The organism is Streptomyces sp. NPDC057307 (assembly GCF_042667665.1).
Classification (GTDB): domain Bacteria; phylum Actinomycetota; class Actinomycetes; order Streptomycetales; family Streptomycetaceae; genus Streptomyces.
Map to the genome: position 1 here is coordinate 1 of NZ_JBHUZM010000047.1, position 17,726 is coordinate 17,726.

The following is a 17,726-nucleotide window of genomic DNA, read 5'->3' on the forward strand; positions in this document are numbered from 1 at the left end:
GGCCGGCATGGCGGCCTCGGGGCATCGTCTACGCCCCTTTCCCGCAACGGCAGTTGGCGCCGGGCGTGCGACGGCGTGCGATCGTCGCGCGACCCGGGTGAGCCCTGACCCGACCGGGGCTCCCGCCGCTAGGCTGAGGAGAGTTACAGGGGTCCGCGGGCCTCGCACGGTCGAACCGGCCCCGCACGGGGGCGGTTCGACGCGGGAGAGGGAGGGGGCTGCTGTGGACGGCGGCATGGTGGGGCTGCGGATCGCGTCCGCGGTGGTCGTACCGGTACTCAAACGGCTGTTACTGCCGGCCGCCAAGGTGCCGGGAGCGGAGTTCGGCGACCGCCCGATCCCGATCCGCCGGATGGTGGCCTTCAACAAGGAGCACCGCACCCTCAGCGAGGACGATCTGCACAAGCTCGCCCGCGAGTTGGTGCGCCGCGCCGTCCGGGCGGCCGGGCCGCACGATCCGCCGGTCGGCGCCGACGAGCACGACGCGGTCGGCCAGGCCCTGACCCGCACGCTGCACGCGCTCGGCGATCTCGACATGGACGACGTGCACGCCTTCGGGCTCGGCCCCGAGCGGCTCGCCGCCGAACTGTCCCGCCGCGCGGGTCCCGACACCCGCCGCCTCCTCAGTGACGACGCCGCGCGCTTCCACGACCGGCTCCTGGAGACGGCCTGTGTGCATCTGGTACGCCTCTTCTCCCAGCAGCCGGGTTTCGCGGCCCGCGCCCAGATCGAGCAGAGCCGCGAACTGCGCGAGCAGAGCGCCAAGTTGGACCGGCTGCTGGACCGGCTGCCCGACATCAGCCGCCGGGACGCCGACTTCGAGGAGGCGTACGCGCGCTACGTCGTCGAGTGCCACGGCCGGCTCACGATCTACGGCGTCGACCTGCGCGAACCGGACGGCCAGGACTGGCCGTTGGAGTCCGCGTATCTGAGCCTGGAGGCCGTGCCGTACCGGGGCGGGACCGATCCCGTCCCCGTGGTGGACGGCCGGGCGGGCGTCGACCGCGACGCGGAGACCGACCGCGCCGGAGGCCCGGCCGAGGCGCTTCTCGCCAGTCATGAGCGGGTACTGCTGCGCGGGGTCGCCGGCACCGGCAAGACGACCCTCGTCCAGTGGCTGGCCCTCACGACCGCGCAGCAGGACCGGGTGCCCGGCGGTCTGCCGCAGCTGTACGGGCGCGTGCCGTTCGTGCTGCCGCTGCGCGCGCTGGTGCGCAAGGACGCCGAACTGCCCATGCCCGAGGACTTCCTGCGCTGGATCGGCTGCCCGCTGGTGGGCACCGAGCCCGACGGGTGGGCGGCGCGGGTGCTGCAGCACGGGCGCGGTGTGCTGCTGATCGACGGGGCGGACGAGATCCCCAAGGGCGAGCGGGCCCGCGCCAGGGCCTGGCTCAAGAAGCTGATCGCCGTCTTCCCGGGCAATCTGTGGCTGCTCACCTCCCGCCCCTCGGCCCTCGACCGGGAGTGGCTGGCCCGCGAGGGCTTCCAGGAGTTCACGCTCACCGCGATGCGCCCCGCCGACATGCGGCAGTTCATCCGGCGCTGGCACACGGCGGCCAGGGCCACGGAGGAGTTGGGCGAGTCGCTGACCCAGTCGCTGCGCAGCAGCCCCGAGTTGAGCCGGCTGGCGACCAACCCGCTGATGTGCGCGCTGATGTGCGCCCTCCACCGGGAGCGCCGCGGCTTCCTGCCGCAGGGCCGTTCCTCGCTGTACGAGGCGGCGCTCTCCATGCTGCTGGAGCGGCGTGACCTGGAGCGTGAGGTGTACGGTCGCGGCCACCGCCCCGAGCTGGACCAGAAGTCGGCGACGGAGCCGCTCCAGCGGCTGGCGTACTGGCTGCTGCGCAACGAGCGGACGCAGCTGGAGCGGGCGGACGCGGTGGACGTGGTGCGCCGGCTTCAGCCGTCCGTACCGCGTCTCGCCGAGGTCGGTACGCCGGAAGAGGCACTGCAGCTCCTGTTGGAGCGCTCGGGCCTGCTGCGCGAGCCCGCCACCGGCGCGGTGAGCTTCATCCACCGGACGTTTCAGGACTTCCTGGGTGCCCGTGCGGTGCTGGAGGAGCGCGACATGGGCATGCTGGTGAACAACGCACACTTGGACCAGTGGGAGGACGTGGTTCAGATGGCCGTCGCACAGGCACGACACCAGGAACGCGCCGACCTGCTGACCCGTCTGCGGGAGCGCGGCGACCGGGAGAAGGACGCGGCGGTGCAGGCGCGGCTGCGGCTGCTCGCCCTCGCCTCCCTCGAACAGGCCACGCGTCTGGAGCCGACGGTGCGTGAGGCGATCGAGGACCGGGCCGCGCGGATGCTTCCGCCGCGCAGTCTGCGCGAGGCGAGATCGCTCGCCCAGACAGGCCCGTTGCTGCTCGGTCTGCTGCCCCGGGCGAAGGACCTGACGGGTGACGAGGAGCTGGCCACCGTCCACGCGATATGCCAGATCGGCGGGGACGCCGCCATCCCCCGGCTGCGCGAGTTCCTGGGGACGAGCCAGTCCGCCGTCCGGGCGCAACTCCTGGACCACTGGGACCGGTTCGACACGCTGGTGTACGCCGAGGAGATCGTGCGGCCGCTGCTGGAGACCGCCCCGGACGAGGTCGTCACGGTGCGCTCGCACGCCGAGCTGGACGCCCTGCGCACCATGTCCGGCTATCAACGCGTGGGGCTGCACGGCGACTTCGGTCCCGAGGAGATCCGTACGGCGCTGAACCCGTGCCGGCTGCGCGAGCTGCGGTTGCACAACACGCTGCAGCTGGAGGACCTGGAGCTGCTGTCCGTCTACCCCCAGTTGGAGACGCTGGCGCTCCAGGGCTGCCGGAACGTGAAGGATCCGACGCCGCTGACCCGGCTGCCGCACCTCCGGCGGCTGGAACTGCGGGACCTCCCCCAGTTCGAGCCCTTGCTGAAGCTGTCGGACTGCCCTTCGCTGGAAGGGCTGTTGGTGGGGTCGGAGGTGCCGTGGCGCGGGCTGTCCGATCTGCCGCGCGCCGCCTCGCTCCGGCTGCTGTCCCTGCCGCCTGCGGCGGCGCAGCTCGCGGGGATCGTGCACTGCCGGGGACTTGAGGAGCTACGGCTCCAGGACGCGAGCGATCGCGTGACGCCCGATGAATGGGGTTCGCTCCTCGGCGAGTTGCCGGAGCTGCGGAGGCTGACCCTGTCGCCGCAGCAGCTCAGCATGCTGCTGTTCGCGCCGCGTACGGAGATCCCGCAGGTCACACACCTGACGGTGCGGGCCAGGGCGGGTGCGGCGGTGCCCCTGCGTCGGATCGCCAGGCGGCTGCCGGGACTTGAGGAGATTCATCTGTCCCAGGTCTCGGAGCTGGATCTGGGCTCGCTGGCCGGGCTGCGCCGACTGCGTCTGGTCCGGCTCTCGTACGCGGGTGAGATCCGCGGCGCGGACTCCCTCCCCGACAGCGTCGAACTCGACATCCATCCGCATCCCTGACGCCGCCGCCGGGGTCCTGACACCGGTGCCGGGGCCGTCCTGAGGCGCGCGCCCTCCCGAGTCCCACCTGTCACAACCAGGTGACAGAGTGTGGTGCCGACCTGGCGAGGGGGTTACCCGGCCGGTAAGTTCTATGATTCCAGGCTTAATTGGTATGGATGTCAGCGGTTGGTGTCTCGGGGAAGCGGTGCCGCCCACCTCCGGGCTCGTGGCTGCCGGTCAGCGACGGACGAAGGGGGCGTGACGCGACCACATGTGCCCGTCGGACACGTCACCGCTCCACGGCCGGGATCCGCTGCTGCGCTCGCTCGTCCCCCGGCTCACCGGTCTGACGTACGACGAGAGGTCCCGTACGCCCAGGGAACTCCACGGCGATCTGCCCGTGGTGCTGGTCACGGGCCAGCACGGCATGGGGCGCAGTGCCGTCCTGGCGGACCTGGCGGCGCACTACCGGGACCGGCTCCCGCTGGCCCACGTCAGGGTCGTGCCGACCGAATCGGGTGCGCTGCCTTTCGGCCCGGCCCGGGGTACGGCCGCCACCGCGTCGACCCTCGTCGGAGTTCTGGCGGAGCTGGTGTGCGGTCTCGCGCCGGAGCTGCGGCGCCGCTTCCCGGTCCTGACGCCCGGGCTGTTCGCCGTCTCCGGCTGGGAACGGGGCAACGCCGAGCAGCGGGACGCGACGTGCCTGCTGCACGCCCGGCTGCTGCTGGCGTGCCGGCTCGCCGACGGGGACGAGGACACGCTGCGGCACACCTGGGCCGGCGCCGTCGAGGGCCGGCTGGAGGGCCCGCCGGCCGATGACGCGGAGCGGGACCGGGAGGCGGTCACCGGCGCCGTGCTGGCCGAGTACACCGAGCGGTACGGACCGGGCGCGGCCCGCGAGTGGTACGCGCGCCGCTTTCCGCCGGGCACGGACGGGCAGGATCCGCTGCCACTGCTCGGGGAGTGGTTCCAACAGGGCGGTGACTACCGGGACTTCGCCGAGCAGAGCCTGATGGCGGCCTTCCTGCACGATGTCGCCGCCTCGTACGGCAGGCTCCAGCGGTGGAACCGGGAGCCCTGGCCGCTCGTACTGCTCGACGACGCCCATCTGACGGCGGGTCAGGCGTTTCTCGATCTGCTCCTGAAGAACCGCGCGCTGCCCGAGCGCCCCGACCACGAGGAGCTTGTTGTCGTGGCCACCCGGCTCGGCGAGCTGCCGGAGGAGGACGACGCCGCGATCCGGCGGGAGCTGCCCGACCTGGTGAAGTCGTCCGGCTGGGAGCGCCGGGGCCGTGTCCCCTCCGCCGGTCTGCTCGCCGTACCGCTCGCGCCGCTGAGCCGGGACGACATCCTGCCCCTGCTGGTGCCGGACCGGCCGGCCAGGCCGCTCCACCCGTATCTGGCCTCCGCCGTGCACTCGCTGACCGGCGGGCATCCCGCGGCGACCACCGTGCTGTGCGCGGCTGTCCTCGACGCCACCGAGCGGGGCGCCGCCGTGGAGCCGCGGGGGCTGCTCGAACTGACCACGAAGGACGGCCGCGCGGTCACCGAGGTGCTGCTGGAGCGGCTGCTTCCGGACCGGCGCCAGCGCGACCGGCTGACCCTGCTCTCGCTGGCCCGCGACAGCACGGCGGCGGAGGCACTGGCGGCCCATCTGCGGTTCCGGGGGCCCGACCAGCTGCCCGCCAACTCGGCCACCGACTACCTGGAGGACCAGCAGTGGCAGCGGCTCACCAGCCCGGACGAGCCGCTGGTCGCCGACACGCTGCTGCAGACGCTGCTCGTGCACGAGGCACGGCGCACCTCGCGGGTGGCGGACGCGGGCCGCAACTGGCAGGAGATCCACCAGTTCCTGCGGATACACCACACGCAGCGCGGCGAGAGTGGAGAGGCGGACGCGCTGCGGCACACGCTCGCGGCCGGGAACGCCGAGACGGTCGTCGCCACGCTGGCCGAGGAGTTCCAGTCCGAGCAGGACGAACAGGCCGCCAGGCACTGGGTGTTGTGCCTGCGGTACGCGGCGACGGCCCCCACACCGCCGACGCCGCCCGCCGGCGAGTGGATCGACGAACGGACCCAGGTCGCGCTCGGGGCGCACGACGGCCGGTACGCGGAGCTGGACGACATCGAGCGCTGCGTCAACCGGCTGCTGCACGCCCTGTGGCACGTGTCGCAGCCGCACACCGAGCCGGACCCCGACATGTGCCGGGCGGTCGGCGAGGAGCTGGCGTACCTCTCACCACGGCACCGGTCCTGGCACGCGGTCCTGGGCCAGGCCGCCCGCAGCTGGCCCGTCGCGGCACGCAAGAAGCGCCCGTTACCCGTCCCCGGCGAGTGAGGAGGAAGCACATGATGGTCCGGCTGCTGCGTCGCCACCCCCGCGAGTGGGGTCCGGTCGACTGGCTCGCCGCCCTCGGTCTGGGGGCGCTGACCGCCGTCGTGATCGTGGTCCTCGTCAACCTCCTGCGGGGTCCGGGCCCCTGCGGTGACGACCTGAAGGAGATCGGCGGCGACTGCGTCGGAGTCACCGCGGGCGCGTTCGAGGCGGACCCGGAGATCGCGAGCCTCATCCAGGCGGTGGCGGACGAGAACACCCGGGTGCGCGAGGGCTGGGAGTCGCCGTCGAGCGGGCCCAAGATCCCTTACGTACGGATCGCGTTGATGATGCCCTTCACCGCCGACGAGCACAGCGCGATGACCACGGACATGATCCGCCGGGGACTGGCCGGCGCGCTGGCGGCGCAGCGGCAGGCCAACGCCTTCGGCGGGCCGCACTATCAGTTGCTGCTCGCGCCCGACGGCCGGAACCTCGACCAGTGGGAGCCCGTCGTCGACCGGCTCGCCGAACTGGCGAAGGACAGAAGCGCGCCGCTGGTCGGCGTGACCGGGATCCCGAGCAGCACCCCGGAGACGCGGGACACCATCAAGGCACTCAGCAAGCTCAAGATCCCGACCGTCGGCCCGGTCATCACCTCGGCCGACATGAACTCCACGTACTTCTTCAAGACCTCGCCGAACAACGACCAGTTCGCCCGCGCGCTCAAGCTCTACCTGGACAGGAACCCGCAGGACCGCAAGGGATTCCTGGTCTGGGACAACCGCGACGAGGACGTCTACTCGAAGAATCTGCGCGGCGTCTTCGAGGAGCACTTCAACGCCACGTACGACCTGTCGGACCACAGCTCCAACTTCATCGGCTCGTCGGGCACCGCCGAGGGCATCCCGCAGCGGTTCACCGACGCCGTACAGAAGATCTGCAACGAGAAGTCCGACACCGTCTTCTTCGCCGGCCGCGACCAGGACCTGCCCGCCTTCGTCGCACGCCTCGCCCAGGAGGGCGACTGCGGTCGCACCTCGGAACTGCGCATCCTCAAGGTCGGCATAGGGCTGGAGCCCACCCTCACCGCGGAGGAGCCCAAGCGGTGGCTGGAGGAGGCGCGGGCCAGGATCGTCGACGCGTCAGCCGTCGATCCCGCCTGGTGGAACGAGTCGGCCGAACCGAAGAAGGCGCTCGGCCGATTCCTCGACAGCTTCCGGGAACTGACGAACGATCACGAGCTGGGCCGGGCGCCGCTCGACGACGGTTACGCGGTGATGTACCACGACGGCTTCACCCTGCTCGCCGACGCCGTCGACCGCACGTTCACGGAGATCAACGAGAACGAGGACGACAGCCGGACGCGGGGCGGTCTGTATCTCCCCTCGAAGGACGACGTCTACCACACGCTCGTCATTCCCAGCATCTCCGGCAACACGTGCACGTCCTGTCTGGTGGGCGCCGCCGGGACGTACGGCTTCGCGGGGCCGGACGTGAACGACCAGTGGGCCGTCTGCAAGCCCGTGCCGGTCGTCGAGTTCCCGCCGCGACCGGGCGGCCGGGACCCGTCGCCCGTCTACCACACGTACCGGGGCGCGGCGGCGAACGCCTGCCCGTCGTGACGTCGGGCACGCGTCCAGGCTCGGGCTCGGGTGAACCGGGCTCCTCCTGGGGCGAGTTACAGCAGGTCCGGGGCCCACACGTAAAATCCGCCGGGAACGGGGAGGGGCGTGGTGACGACGTCGAGAAGGCCCGATCGGGCCCGTGAACAGCAGGCACGGCAGAGGCGACAGGGGCGGTACGGAAACGGGGACGACGGGCCACGCGACAAGGACGACGAGCCGGGCTGCGTCGAGACGTGCCTCGACAGCTACGTCGGGTACCGGCAGTGCTGCCCCCAGCTGTGGCTGATCGCGCTGCCCGCTCTCCTCCTCCCCCTGCTACGCCGCCCCTCGGCCGGCCCGGACCCGTCGGCACCCCGGCCCGCCGGGCGGACGGCCGGTGCGATGTACGCCGCCGTCCGCCACTACCGGACGGAGATCAGCCCGGACCGGCCGCCGTGCTGCCCGTACACCCCGAGCTGCTCCACCTACGCGGTCAAGGCCCTGCACCGCCACGGCGCGCTGCGCGGTGGGCTCCTGATGCTGGGTCGGCTGCTGCTCTGCCGGCCGGGTGCGGCCCGCCGCCGGGGTTTCCGGGATCCGGTCCCGGAGTAAGCGCGCCCGTCCGCGCCGCCTGCGTCCAAGTCGGCTCCCGATGCGCAATGCTGACGGGGCGACAGGGGCGACGGGAGGAACGGTGACGCACGAGACGGACGTGATCGTCGTCGGCGCGGGCGCGGCCGGTCTCTCCCTCGCGTACCGGCTGCGCACCCCTCCCCCCGGCCGCCCGGCTCCGGACGTGACCCTGGTCGACGCCCCCGCCGGGCCGCTGAGGCCGCCCGAGCGGACCTGGTGTTTCTGGGAGACCTCCCCCGGCGATTTCGACGGCGCGCTGACCGCCTCGTGGGACTCGCTGCGCGTACGGGGGCGGGACGGCGCCGCGAGTGTGGGGCGGCCCGCTCCGTACCGGTACAAGATGCTGCGGTCCGGCGCCTTCGAGACGCTGCTGGCCCGGCGGCTCGACGGGCCGGGGGCGCCGCGTCGTGTGGCGGCGCGGATCGACGGGATCAGGGACGTGGCGTCCGGCGCCGAGGTGACGGGCGTCGCCGCCGACGGGAGTCCGCTGACGCTGCGGGGCCGCTGGGTGTTCGACTCGCGTCCGCCGCGTGTCCTGCCCCCCGCGCGGACGACGCTGCTCCAGCACTTCCGTGGCTGGTTCGTCCGGACCGACCGGCCGTCGTTCGACCCCCGGACCGCCGATCTGATGGACTTCCGGACCCCGCAGCCACCGCACGGACTGTCCTTCGGATACGTCCTGCCGACGAGCGCCCACGAGGCGCTGGTGGAGTACACCGAGTTCTCCCGCGAGGTACTGGACGACGCGGGTTACGACGCGGCGCTCAGGCACTACGTCCAACAGGTCCTCGGGCTGGGCCCCTTCGAGGTGACCGCGTCCGAGCAGGGTGTCATCCCGATGACCGACGGCCGCTTCCCGCGCCGGGTGGGCCGTTCGGTGTTCCGTATCGGGACCGCCGGTGGTGCCACCCGGCCGTCGACCGGCTACACCTTCGCCGCCGTACAGCGGCAGACGGGGGCGGTCGCCGCCGCGTACCACGCGGGCCGGGTGCCCGAGCCGCCGCCCGCCCACTCGGCGCGGGCCAGGGCGATGGACGCGGTCCTGCTGCGAGGACTGGACAGCGGGCGGGTCGACGGTGCCGCGTTCTTCGAGGGGCTGTTCCGGCGCGTCCCGATGGAACGGCTGCTCCGTTTCCTGGACGGTGACACCCGTCCGTACGAGGACTTCGCGATCGGCCTGCGCACCCCGGTGGGTCCGATGCTGCGCACCGTCGCCGAACTGCCCTGGCTCACTCGCCGGGCACCGAGAGGGAGGGATGTCGGATGACGCTCCTGCACGACGCGGAACTCTCCGCCGCGTTCGACCATGCCGCACTCAGCTACGACCGGCTGGTCGCGGTCAACCCCGGCTACCACGCGCACCTCAGGCGCTCCGCGCGGCGCCTGCGGCTGCCCCGTGGCGGCGCCGGGCTGCGGCTGCTCGACCTGGGCTGCGGGACGGGCGCGTCGACGGCCGCGCTGCTGGCCGCCGCCCCGCACGCCGAGATCGTCGCGGTGGACGCCTCGGCCGGGATGCTGGAACGGGCGGCCGGCAAGCCGTGGCCGGGGAGCGTCTCGTTCGTCCACGCACCGGTGGAGCGGCTGGCCGACGCGGGCGTCACCGGCCCGTTCGACGCGCTCTTCGCCGCGTATCTCTTCCGCAACGTCACCGATCCGGACGGCACACTCGCCGCCGTACGGTCCCTGCTCGCGCCGGGCGGCCGGCTCGGTGTGCACGAGTACGCGCTGGGCGGGCGCGCCGTGGACCGCGCGGTCTGGACGGCCGTGTGCAAGGGCATCGTCCTCCCCGCCGGGCGGCTCGCCGGTGACGCGGACCTCTACCGTCATCTGTGGCGCAGCGTGGTCGAGTTCGACACGGCGTCGGGCTTCGGCGACCGGTTGCGCCGTGCCGGGTTCGCGGAGGTGCGGGTGCTGCCGATGCCGGGCTGGCAGACGGGCATCGTGCACACCTTCGTGGGGCGCTCGCGGTGAGCGGCCCCACCGCGCCCCGCCGGGGCCGGGACCGTCGTGCCCAGGTCGTCCGAGCGGCGCCGGGGCGCAGTCGGTTCGGCGGGACCGACGCGCCGGGCGTCGCGGTCGTCGGTGGCGGCATCGCGGGCCTCGCCGCCGCCACGGCGCTCGCGGAGCGCGGCGCGCGCGTCACGGTGTACGAGCGTGAACAGGGCCTCGGCGGTCGGCTGGCCGGCTGGCCCGTCACGCTGGCCGACGGTTCGACGGCCACCATGAGCCGGGGCTTCCACGCCTTCTTCCGGCAGTACTACAACCTCCGGGGGCTGCTCCGGCGGGCCGATCCCGGCCTCGGCATGCTCACCGGGCTGCCGGACTATCCGCTGCTGCACGGCGGGGGCCTGTACGACAGCTTCGCGCGGGTCCCCCGGACGCCGCCGTGGAGCGCCCTGGGGTTCGTCGCGCTCAGCCCCACCTTCGGCTGCCGCGATCTGACCCGGATGGATCCGACGGCCGCGCTGCCGCTCCTCGATGTGCGGGTGCCCGAGGTGTACGAGGAGTTGGACCGGGTCAGCGCCCAGGACTTCCTGTCCGGGATCGGGTTTCCCGAGGCGGCTCGGCATCTGGCGTTCGAGGTGTTCTCCCGCAGCTTCTTCTCCGATCCGGCCGAACTGTCCGCCGCCGAGCTGGTGTTGATGTTCCACATCTACTTCCTGGGGTCGAGCGAGGGCCTGCTCTTCGAGGTGCCGAACGCCCCCTTCCCCGCCGCCTTGTGGGACCCGCTGGGCTCGTATCTCACCGGGCACGGCGTCGAGTTGCGTACCGGTACGGCGGTGGACGAGGTGGCGCCGAGGGCCGACGGCGGACTGACCGTGACGGCGGGCGGGCGGCCACGGCGGTACGACGCCGCGGTGCTCGCGCTGGACAGCGCCGGGCTGCGCCAAGTGGTCGCCGCATCGCCCCAGTTGTGCGACGCGGGGTGGCGGGCGGGGATCGGACGGCTGCGCAACGCCCCGCCGTTCCTGGTGTCGCGGCTGTGGCTGGACCGTCCGGTGGCCGCCGACCGGCCGGGCTTCCTCGGGACCAGCGGGTTCGGCGGGCTCGACAACGTGAGCGTGCTGGACCGCTGGGAGGGCGAGGCGGCGCGGTGGGCGGCCGGGACGGGCGGCTCGGTGGTCGAGCTGCACGCGTACGCCGTCGCCCCCGGCGCCGACCGGGACCGTCAACAGCGGCTGCTGGTGGAGCAGTTGCACCGGGTGTATCCGGAGACGCGGGACGCGCGGGTGGTCGACGCGCGGCACGAGTGGCGGTCGGACTGTCCGCTGTTCCCGGTGGGCGGTTACGGCGACCGGCCCACCGTACGTACACCCGACCCCGCCGTCGTGGTGGCCGGCGACCTCGTACGTACGGACCTGCCGGTGGCGCTCATGGAACGCGCCGCGACCACGGGCTTCCTGGCCGCCAACGCGCTGCTGGAGCGGTGGGGCGTACACGGTCAGACGCTGTGGACCGTGCCGGCCCGGGGGCGGTCGGCCGGGCTGCGCGCGCTGGTGCGGCTGGCCCGGCGGTGACCCGGGCGGTCCACCCGCCGCACGGCGCGGTCCAACCGCCCCACCGCAACGGTCATCCGCCGTACCGCGCGCACTCGCTGTTGTCGCCACCGCTGCGGCAGCCCACGGGCCCGGTCGGCGCCGGTACGGGCCGGTTCCGCTCGTCCTCGTGGGACTGGAGGGCGGCTCCGGCGAAGAAGGCGAGGGCGATGAGCACGGCCGTCGAGCCCTGGCTCACGGCGGTCACGGTGGCACGCGCACGGGCGGCGATCACGGCGGCCACGCCTGCCACCACGGCGACGCCGCCGAGGGCGGGCAGGTACCGCCAGAGGGACACCGTCTCGTTGTCGGAGGCCGGGTCCAGGTCGAAGTGGTCGAGGAACGGCCACAGGACGACGATCACCGCCACGGCGACCAGTTCGAGGAAGACCAGCGCGCACGAGGCCCCCACGTCGGGGCCGCGCTCCGCGCGGGGCTTCACCGAGGCGTCGAAGGCCGGGGGCGCCACGGGCAGGTTGCTCATGCCGAACACCCTGCCGGTCCGGGCGGCGTGGGTGCATGAGTACGTATACCTAGCGACCGCCCGGCCCCCGGAGGCCCGCCGGACACGTCCTAGCCGGGAAAGCGGCCGGTGCTCCGCAGGTGCCAGCGGCGTTCCGCGTACGCGAGGTCGTCGCGCCACAGACGGCCGGCGACCGCGCGCATCAGGGGGCGCAGCGCGGGGGCGACGGCGCGGGCGGCCGTGAAGCCCGGACGGCCGGAGGCGGCGACCACCGCCTCCACGACGGCGGTTCGCGGCCGGCCGTGGCCGTCGTGGCCGAGCGGGGTGGCATGGGTCTCCACCACGGAGCCCCGGCCCTCGCCCTCCGTGATGCGCATGACGACCGTGCGCGGCTCGGGCGCCGTGAAGACGGCGCGTACGGGCACCACCACCCGCCCGGCCACCTTGAAGGAGACGTTCACGGCGAAGCCGTCAGCCCCCTCATCCGGGGTGGCGAGGACCGTGAGATCCACGAAGGAGTACGGGTGCAGCCAGGCGCCGTGCCAGGGGTCGAGCCGGTTGGCCACCACGTCCTCCGGCTCGCACACCCCGAAGCCGGTGTAGACGGCGTCGACGGAGCCGGCGGCCTCGGGCCGGGGCGGGACGACCGGCCGGTCCAACGGCTCCTCGCCGCCTGCCCGGTCGAGCCGGACCCAGGCCAACACCCCGTCGTCGTAGGCCGGGAAGGGCTCCCAGCCCGCGAACGGCCCGCCGTCCAGGGCGAGTCCGTGCCAGTGGCAGATCAGCGTGCCGCAGTGCACCCGGCTGTCCTTGAGCGGTGCGCCGAGGTGGGGGCAGGCGCCGGGGCCGGCCAGCAGCTTTCCCGACCCGTCGCGCCACACGACCAGTTCGACACCGGCGACGGTGCGTCCGAGGGGGCGGCCGGGCCGTACGTCGCGGGCGGCGCCGATCACGTACCAGTTGCCCGACGGCCGGGCGAGCGCCTGTTCCAACGCCGCCGCGATGAGGGCCGGCCGGGCCTCGCGCCAACTGGGTTTCTGCCGCTCCCACTTGACGGGTCCGCGGCGCAGCCGCAGCGGGTACCGACGTCGCGGGCCGTCGTCGTGGGCGCTCATGCCACCTCCTCGTGCGCGGCGGCGTCCGCGCGCGCCTGGGTCAGTTGTACGCCGGTGGTGGCCTCCGTGCCGGCTGCGCGGGCGGCGGCTCTGGTCCGGGCGGCCGCCACCCGTACCAGTCCGTCGAAGGCCACGACGGCCCGCCGTCGGCGCGGTACGACGGCGCGGCGGTGCAGCACCGCGTACCCGTCGTCGGCGACGGCGTCGAGGATCCCGCCGTACAGGACGAACGCGGCGCGGACGCACGGGCGTGACACCGGGTCGAGCATGCCGAGGCCGGGCGCCGCCCGCCGGTAGACGCCACGGGTCAGGGCGACGGCGGCCTTCAGCGCGGCGGTGATGCGCCGGTCCCCGACACCGGTGGTACGGCTCCAAGCCAGCAGTTCGCGGTCGACTCCGTGGGCGGCGAGCAGATCGGCGGGCAGATAGATCCGGCCCCGGTCGAGGTCTTCGCCGACGTCCCTGACGAAGTTGGTCAGTTGGAAGGCGACACCGAGTGCGGCGGCGTGCGGGGCGGCCTCCTCGCGGGGGACGACGGTGCCGAGTACCGGCAGCATCTGGAGGCCGATCACGGCGGCCGAGCCGTGCATGTAGCCGCACAGGTCGTCGTAGCTGGCGTAGTCGGTGACCGCCAGGTCGCTGCGCATGGCGGCCATGAAGTCGGTGAACAGCCGGTGGTCGATGCCGTACGCCGCCGCGGTGTGGGCGAGCGCCCTGACCACCGGCTCGCCGCTGCGCCCGGAGCGCAGTCCGGCCGCCAACCGCTCCTGGAGAGCACCCAGTTGTTCGGCGCGCTCGGCGACGGTGGCGGTCGATTCGAGGTCGTCGACGATGTCGTCGGCCCAGCGTGCGAAGCCGTACAGGGCGTGTACGGCGGGGCGCCGCCCGACGGGCAGGAGGCGGGTGGCGAGGAAGTACGTCTTGCCGTGCCGGGCGTTGAGCCGGCGGCACCGGGCGTAGGCGGCGCGCAGATGCGGGTCGTCGATGCCGGCGGCGTCGAGTTCGCGGTCGCTCATGCGCGTCGTCCTCCCGGTACGCGGCCGGCGCCCCGGCCGTCCGCGCCGGTGACGCGGGCGGCGGCGAGTTTGCCGGAGATCAGGACGGTGGGAACGCCGACTCCGGGGGTGGTGCCGCAGCCGGCGAGCACGGCGTTCACGGTGCCGCGCACCAGGTTGCGCGGGCGGAAGGGGCCGGTCTGCGCGAACGTGTGGGCGGCGGAGAACGGGGTGCCCGCCGCGTGCCCTTCGGCGGCCCAGTCGGCGGGAGTGACGAGGCACTCCTCCTCGATGGCGGCGCCGAGTCCGTCGAGTCCGCGCCGTTCGAGTTCGGTGAGAAGGCTGTCGCGGTAGCGGGGGCCGAGGTCCGCCCACTCCTGGACGCCGGGCCCGATACGCGTGTTGGGGCAGGGCGCCAGGATGTAGTGGAGGTGACGGCCCGGTGGGGCGAGGGACGGGTCGGTGGCCGTGGGACGGGTGATGAGCAGGGAGGGGTCGCTCATGAGGCTCCCGGTGTGGGTCAGTTCGCGGAATGTGCCCTTCCAGGCGTGTCCGAACGAGATGGTGTGGTGGCCCAGTTCCGGCCAGGTGCGGTCGGTGCCCGCGTGCAGGATCACCGCGGACGGCGAGAACCGCAGCGGGACCGGGCGGTGCGGCGGCCGGCCGAGCAGGCGGTAGGTGACGGGCAGGTCGGGCGTGAGGACGACCGCGTCGCAGGGGATGCGTACCTGGTCGTCGCCCCGGCCGGTGACGACGGCCGTGATCCGGTCTCCGGAGCCGCCGGCGGCCCCGCCTCCGCCCGAGCGCTCCAGGCGCGTGACGTCGTGGCCGTAGCGGAAGTCGGCGCCCGCGTCCGCCGCCGCGTCCGCCATGGCCCGGGGCAGGGCGTACATGCCGCCGCGCGGGAAGTAGACCCCGGCGACGGTGTCCATGTAGGCGATGACGGCGTACGCGGCCAGGGCCTTGGCGGGCGGGATGCCGGCGTACAGGGCCTGGAAGGAGAAGATCCGGCGCAGGCGCTCGTCCGAGAGGAACGACCCGATGCGGGCGTCCAGCCGGCCGAAGCCGCCGAGTGCCGCCAGACGGACGAGGTCGGGGTGGAGAAGGCTCAGCGGCGAGTCGAAGTTGGTGTCGATGAAGCGGCGCATCTGCACCGCGTACAGCTCCTCCAGCCAGTGGCGCAGCCGCCGGTAGCCGTGTGCCTCGCGCGGTCCGGCGAAGCGTTCGACCTCGGCCGCCATCGCGTCGGCGCCGGTGTGGACGTCGAGTGCGCTGCCGTCGGCGAATCGTGCCCGGTAGGCGGGGTGGAGGGGGATGAGGTCGAGCCGGTCGGCGAGTGTGTCGCCGACGGCGGCGAAGGCTTCCTCGACGAGGTCGGGCATGGTGAGGACGGTGGGGCCGGTGTCGATCCGGTAGCCGCCGCGTTCGACCCGGCCGGCCCGGCCGCCCGGCCGGGTGCCGCGCTCGACGACGGTGACGGCGCGTCCGGCGCCGAGGAGATGCAGGGCGGCGGAGAGTCCGGCGAGTCCGGCGCCGACCACGACGACGTGGCCGGTCGGGCCGTCGAGGGTCTTCATCGGCCGCTCCCCCGGCCGGCGGCGCGGAGCCGCTCCGGGTGCGGCGGGTCGCGGTGGGGGTTGGCCGGCGGGGATCCGGCCGTCATGCCGTCGTGTACGAGTGCGCGGGTCCGGGCGAGTTCGGGCCCGGCGGCGCCAGGCAGGACGGCCCCGGTCCCCCTGTCCTCCCCGCCACGCGGGGTGAAGTACGCGACGCGTTCGGCGATGTCGCGTGCGAAGACGACGTCCCGCCGTGCGCCCTCGGGTGCTTCGGAAAGTGCCTCGGAATGTGCCTGGGAGTGTGTTTCGGAGAGTCGGTTCCCGGTCCCACTGCCGCGCATCGCGTTTCCTCTCCTCGCGTCGGACGACTGCGTTCACCGTTCATTCGGAGCTCATTCGGATCGGACGGGGGAGTTCGGACGCGCCGTCCCCCTGCGGCGCGCTGTCGGCGCCCGGTCGGCGCGCCTCAGTCCACCACGGGCGCCGTCCGTACGTCGGGCAGCCGCGTCAAGGGTGCGCCTCTTCGGGTGACGCGGCGCCGTGGGAGTCCCCCGGCCGGGTGTCGGCGCGCCATCATCCGGACCGGGCCGCATCCGTACGCCCCGGACGCCTCGGCCGCCCCCGACGCCCCGGACGGACGGAAAAGCGGGCACGAGTGACATACGTGAGGGGAAGTGGCTCCATGACCGTCTCGGTCGTCCTGTTCACCGGCGATCTGCGCCTGCACGACAATCCCACGCTGCGCGCGGCCCTCGCCGGCGCCGACGAGGTGGTGCCGCTGTTCGTCCTCGACAGGGCGATCGTGTCGGCCGGCTTCGCCACGCCCAACCGCCGGGCGTTCCTCGCCGACTGTCTGACCGATCTCGACGCGGGACTCCGGGCGCGCGGCGGGCGGCTCGTCGTACGCACCGGCGACGTGGTCCGGGTGACCCGTGAGGTCGCCGCCGAGGCCGGCGCCGACGAGGTGCGGACGGCGGGCGGGGTCAGCGGCTACGCCTCGCGGCGCGAGGAGCGGCTGCGCCGCGCGCTGGAGTCCGACGGCCGTCGGCTGCATGTCCACGACGCCACACTCACCGCGGTCCCGCCGGGCGCCGTCACCCCGGACGGCTCGGACCACTTCGCGGTGTTCACCCCGTACTTCCGCCGCTGGTCGCGGGAGCGCCTGCGGGACGTGCTCGCGGCGCCCCGCACCGTACGGGTACCGGCCGGGATCGGCTCCGAGCCCGTACCGGCGCGCGCGGACACGGCGGGGGTCTCGGCAGGTCTCGCCGAGGGCGGTGAGACGGCGGGCCGCAAGCGCTTCGCCGACTGGCGGCGGGCCGGCCTCGCGACGTACGAGGACGGCCATGACGACCTGGCCGGCGACGTCACCTCGCGGCTCTCGCCCCATCTGCACTTCGGCACCCTCTCCCCCACCGAACTCGTCGTGCGGGCGCGCCGGTCGGGCGGTGCGGGCGCCGAGGCGTTCGTACGGCAGCTGTGCTGGCGGGACTTCCACCACCAGGTGCTGGCCGCCCGGCCCGGCGCGTCGGCGGCCGACTACCGCACCAAGCACGACCGTTGGCGGTCGGAGGAGTCCGCCGGTGCGGAGATCGAGGCGTGGAAGGCGGGCCGCACGGGCTATCCGGTGGTGGACGCCGCGATGCGCCAGTTGCGCCACGAGGGGTGGATGCACAACCGGGGCAGGCTTCTGACGGCGAGTTTCCTCACGAAGACGCTGTATGTGGACTGGCGCGTGGGCGCGCGCCACTTCCTGGAGCTGCTGGTGGACGGCGACATCGCCAACAACCAGCTCAACTGGCAGTGGATGGCCGGGACCGGCACCGACTCGCGTCCCAACCGGGTGCTCAACCCGGTGACCCAGGGCAAGCGGTACGACCCGGAGGGCCGCTACGTACGCCGGTGGGTACCGGAGTTGCACGGACTCGCGGGCGCGGCCGTCCACGAGCCGTGGAAGCTCCCGAAACTCGAACGGGCCCGGTACGACTACCCGGACCCGCTCCTGGATCTGGCCGAGGGCCGGGACCGCTTCCTGCGGGCACGCGACAAGGACTGAGACGGCGCGACGCGACCGGCCGGC

General features: G+C 73.6%; 13 protein-coding genes. 8 read left to right on the forward strand and 5 right to left on the reverse strand.

What is annotated here, in order from left to right:
• Positions 1-223: 223 nt before the first annotated feature.
• From ACFUN8_RS18310 to ACFUN8_RS18340, 7 genes are all read left to right on the forward strand, one after another.
• Positions 224-3,445, forward strand: a complete 3,222-nt coding sequence (locus tag ACFUN8_RS18310) for an NACHT domain-containing protein (protein ID WP_383638157.1) — start codon at positions 224-226, stop codon at positions 3,443-3,445.
• A 253-nt stretch (positions 3,446-3,698) separates the two neighbouring features.
• Positions 3,699-5,765, forward strand: a complete 2,067-nt coding sequence (locus ACFUN8_RS18315; protein ID WP_383638160.1) for an ATP-binding protein — start codon at positions 3,699-3,701, stop codon at positions 5,763-5,765.
• Positions 5,766-5,776: 11 nt separating this feature from the next.
• Complete coding sequence (locus tag ACFUN8_RS18320; protein WP_383638163.1) at positions 5,777-7,366, forward strand: ABC transporter substrate-binding protein; 1,590 nt, start codon at positions 5,777-5,779, stop codon at positions 7,364-7,366.
• Positions 7,367-7,477: 111 nt separating this feature from the next.
• Complete coding sequence (gene yidD, locus ACFUN8_RS18325) at positions 7,478-7,960, forward strand: membrane protein insertion efficiency factor YidD (RefSeq protein ID WP_383638166.1); 483 nt, start codon at positions 7,478-7,480, stop codon at positions 7,958-7,960.
• Positions 7,961-8,042: 82 nt separating this feature from the next.
• A complete protein-coding gene (locus ACFUN8_RS18330; protein WP_383638169.1) occupies positions 8,043-9,248 on the forward strand; it encodes a lycopene cyclase family protein in 1,206 nt (401 codons plus the stop codon).
• Entirely contained in the window at positions 9,245-9,952 is a 708-nt protein-coding gene (locus ACFUN8_RS18335) for a class I SAM-dependent methyltransferase (RefSeq protein ID WP_383638172.1), read from the forward strand. The genes ACFUN8_RS18330 and ACFUN8_RS18335 overlap by 4 nt, the downstream gene beginning before the upstream one ends.
• Positions 9,949-11,499 carry an FAD-dependent oxidoreductase gene (locus tag ACFUN8_RS18340; RefSeq protein ID WP_383638175.1) on the forward strand — a complete coding sequence of 517 codons (1,551 nt, stop codon included), beginning with the start codon at positions 9,949-9,951 and terminating at the stop codon, positions 11,497-11,499. The genes ACFUN8_RS18335 and ACFUN8_RS18340 overlap by 4 nt, the downstream gene beginning before the upstream one ends.
• Positions 11,500-11,551: 52 nt before the next feature.
• On the opposite strand, the gene ACFUN8_RS18345 is transcribed toward ACFUN8_RS18340, so the two are convergent.
• The 5 genes from ACFUN8_RS18345 to ACFUN8_RS18365 all read right to left on the reverse strand — a co-directional run bounded on the left by ACFUN8_RS18345 (position 11,552) and on the right by ACFUN8_RS18365 (position 15,987).
• Positions 11,552-12,001 (reverse strand): DUF6234 family protein, encoded by a 450-nt coding sequence (locus tag ACFUN8_RS18345; protein ID WP_383638178.1) that lies wholly within the window; start codon positions 11,999-12,001, stop codon positions 11,552-11,554.
• A gap of 89 nt (positions 12,002-12,090) precedes the next feature.
• Positions 12,091-13,095, reverse strand: a complete 1,005-nt coding sequence (locus tag ACFUN8_RS18350; RefSeq protein WP_383638181.1) for a DUF5914 domain-containing protein — start codon at positions 13,093-13,095, stop codon at positions 12,091-12,093.
• Positions 13,092-14,111 carry a phytoene/squalene synthase family protein gene (locus ACFUN8_RS18355; RefSeq protein ID WP_383638184.1) on the reverse strand — a complete coding sequence of 340 codons (1,020 nt, stop codon included), beginning with the start codon at positions 14,109-14,111 and terminating at the stop codon, positions 13,092-13,094. Before ACFUN8_RS18355 ends, ACFUN8_RS18350 begins: the two co-directional genes overlap by 4 nt.
• Positions 14,108-15,667: a phytoene desaturase gene (locus tag ACFUN8_RS18360; RefSeq protein ID WP_383638186.1), complete on the reverse strand. Its 1,560-nt coding sequence runs from the start codon at positions 15,665-15,667 to the stop codon at positions 14,108-14,110. The genes ACFUN8_RS18355 and ACFUN8_RS18360 overlap by 4 nt, the downstream gene beginning before the upstream one ends.
• Complete coding sequence (locus ACFUN8_RS18365; protein ID WP_383638189.1) at positions 15,664-15,987, reverse strand: hypothetical protein; 324 nt, start codon at positions 15,985-15,987, stop codon at positions 15,664-15,666. Before ACFUN8_RS18365 ends, ACFUN8_RS18360 begins: the two co-directional genes overlap by 4 nt.
• 341 nt (positions 15,988-16,328) lie before the next feature.
• On the opposite strand from ACFUN8_RS18365, the gene ACFUN8_RS18370 reads away from it, so the two are divergent.
• Entirely contained in the window at positions 16,329-17,702 is a 1,374-nt protein-coding gene (locus ACFUN8_RS18370) for a cryptochrome/photolyase family protein (RefSeq protein WP_383638192.1), read from the forward strand.
• Positions 17,703-17,726 lie beyond the last annotated feature (24 nt).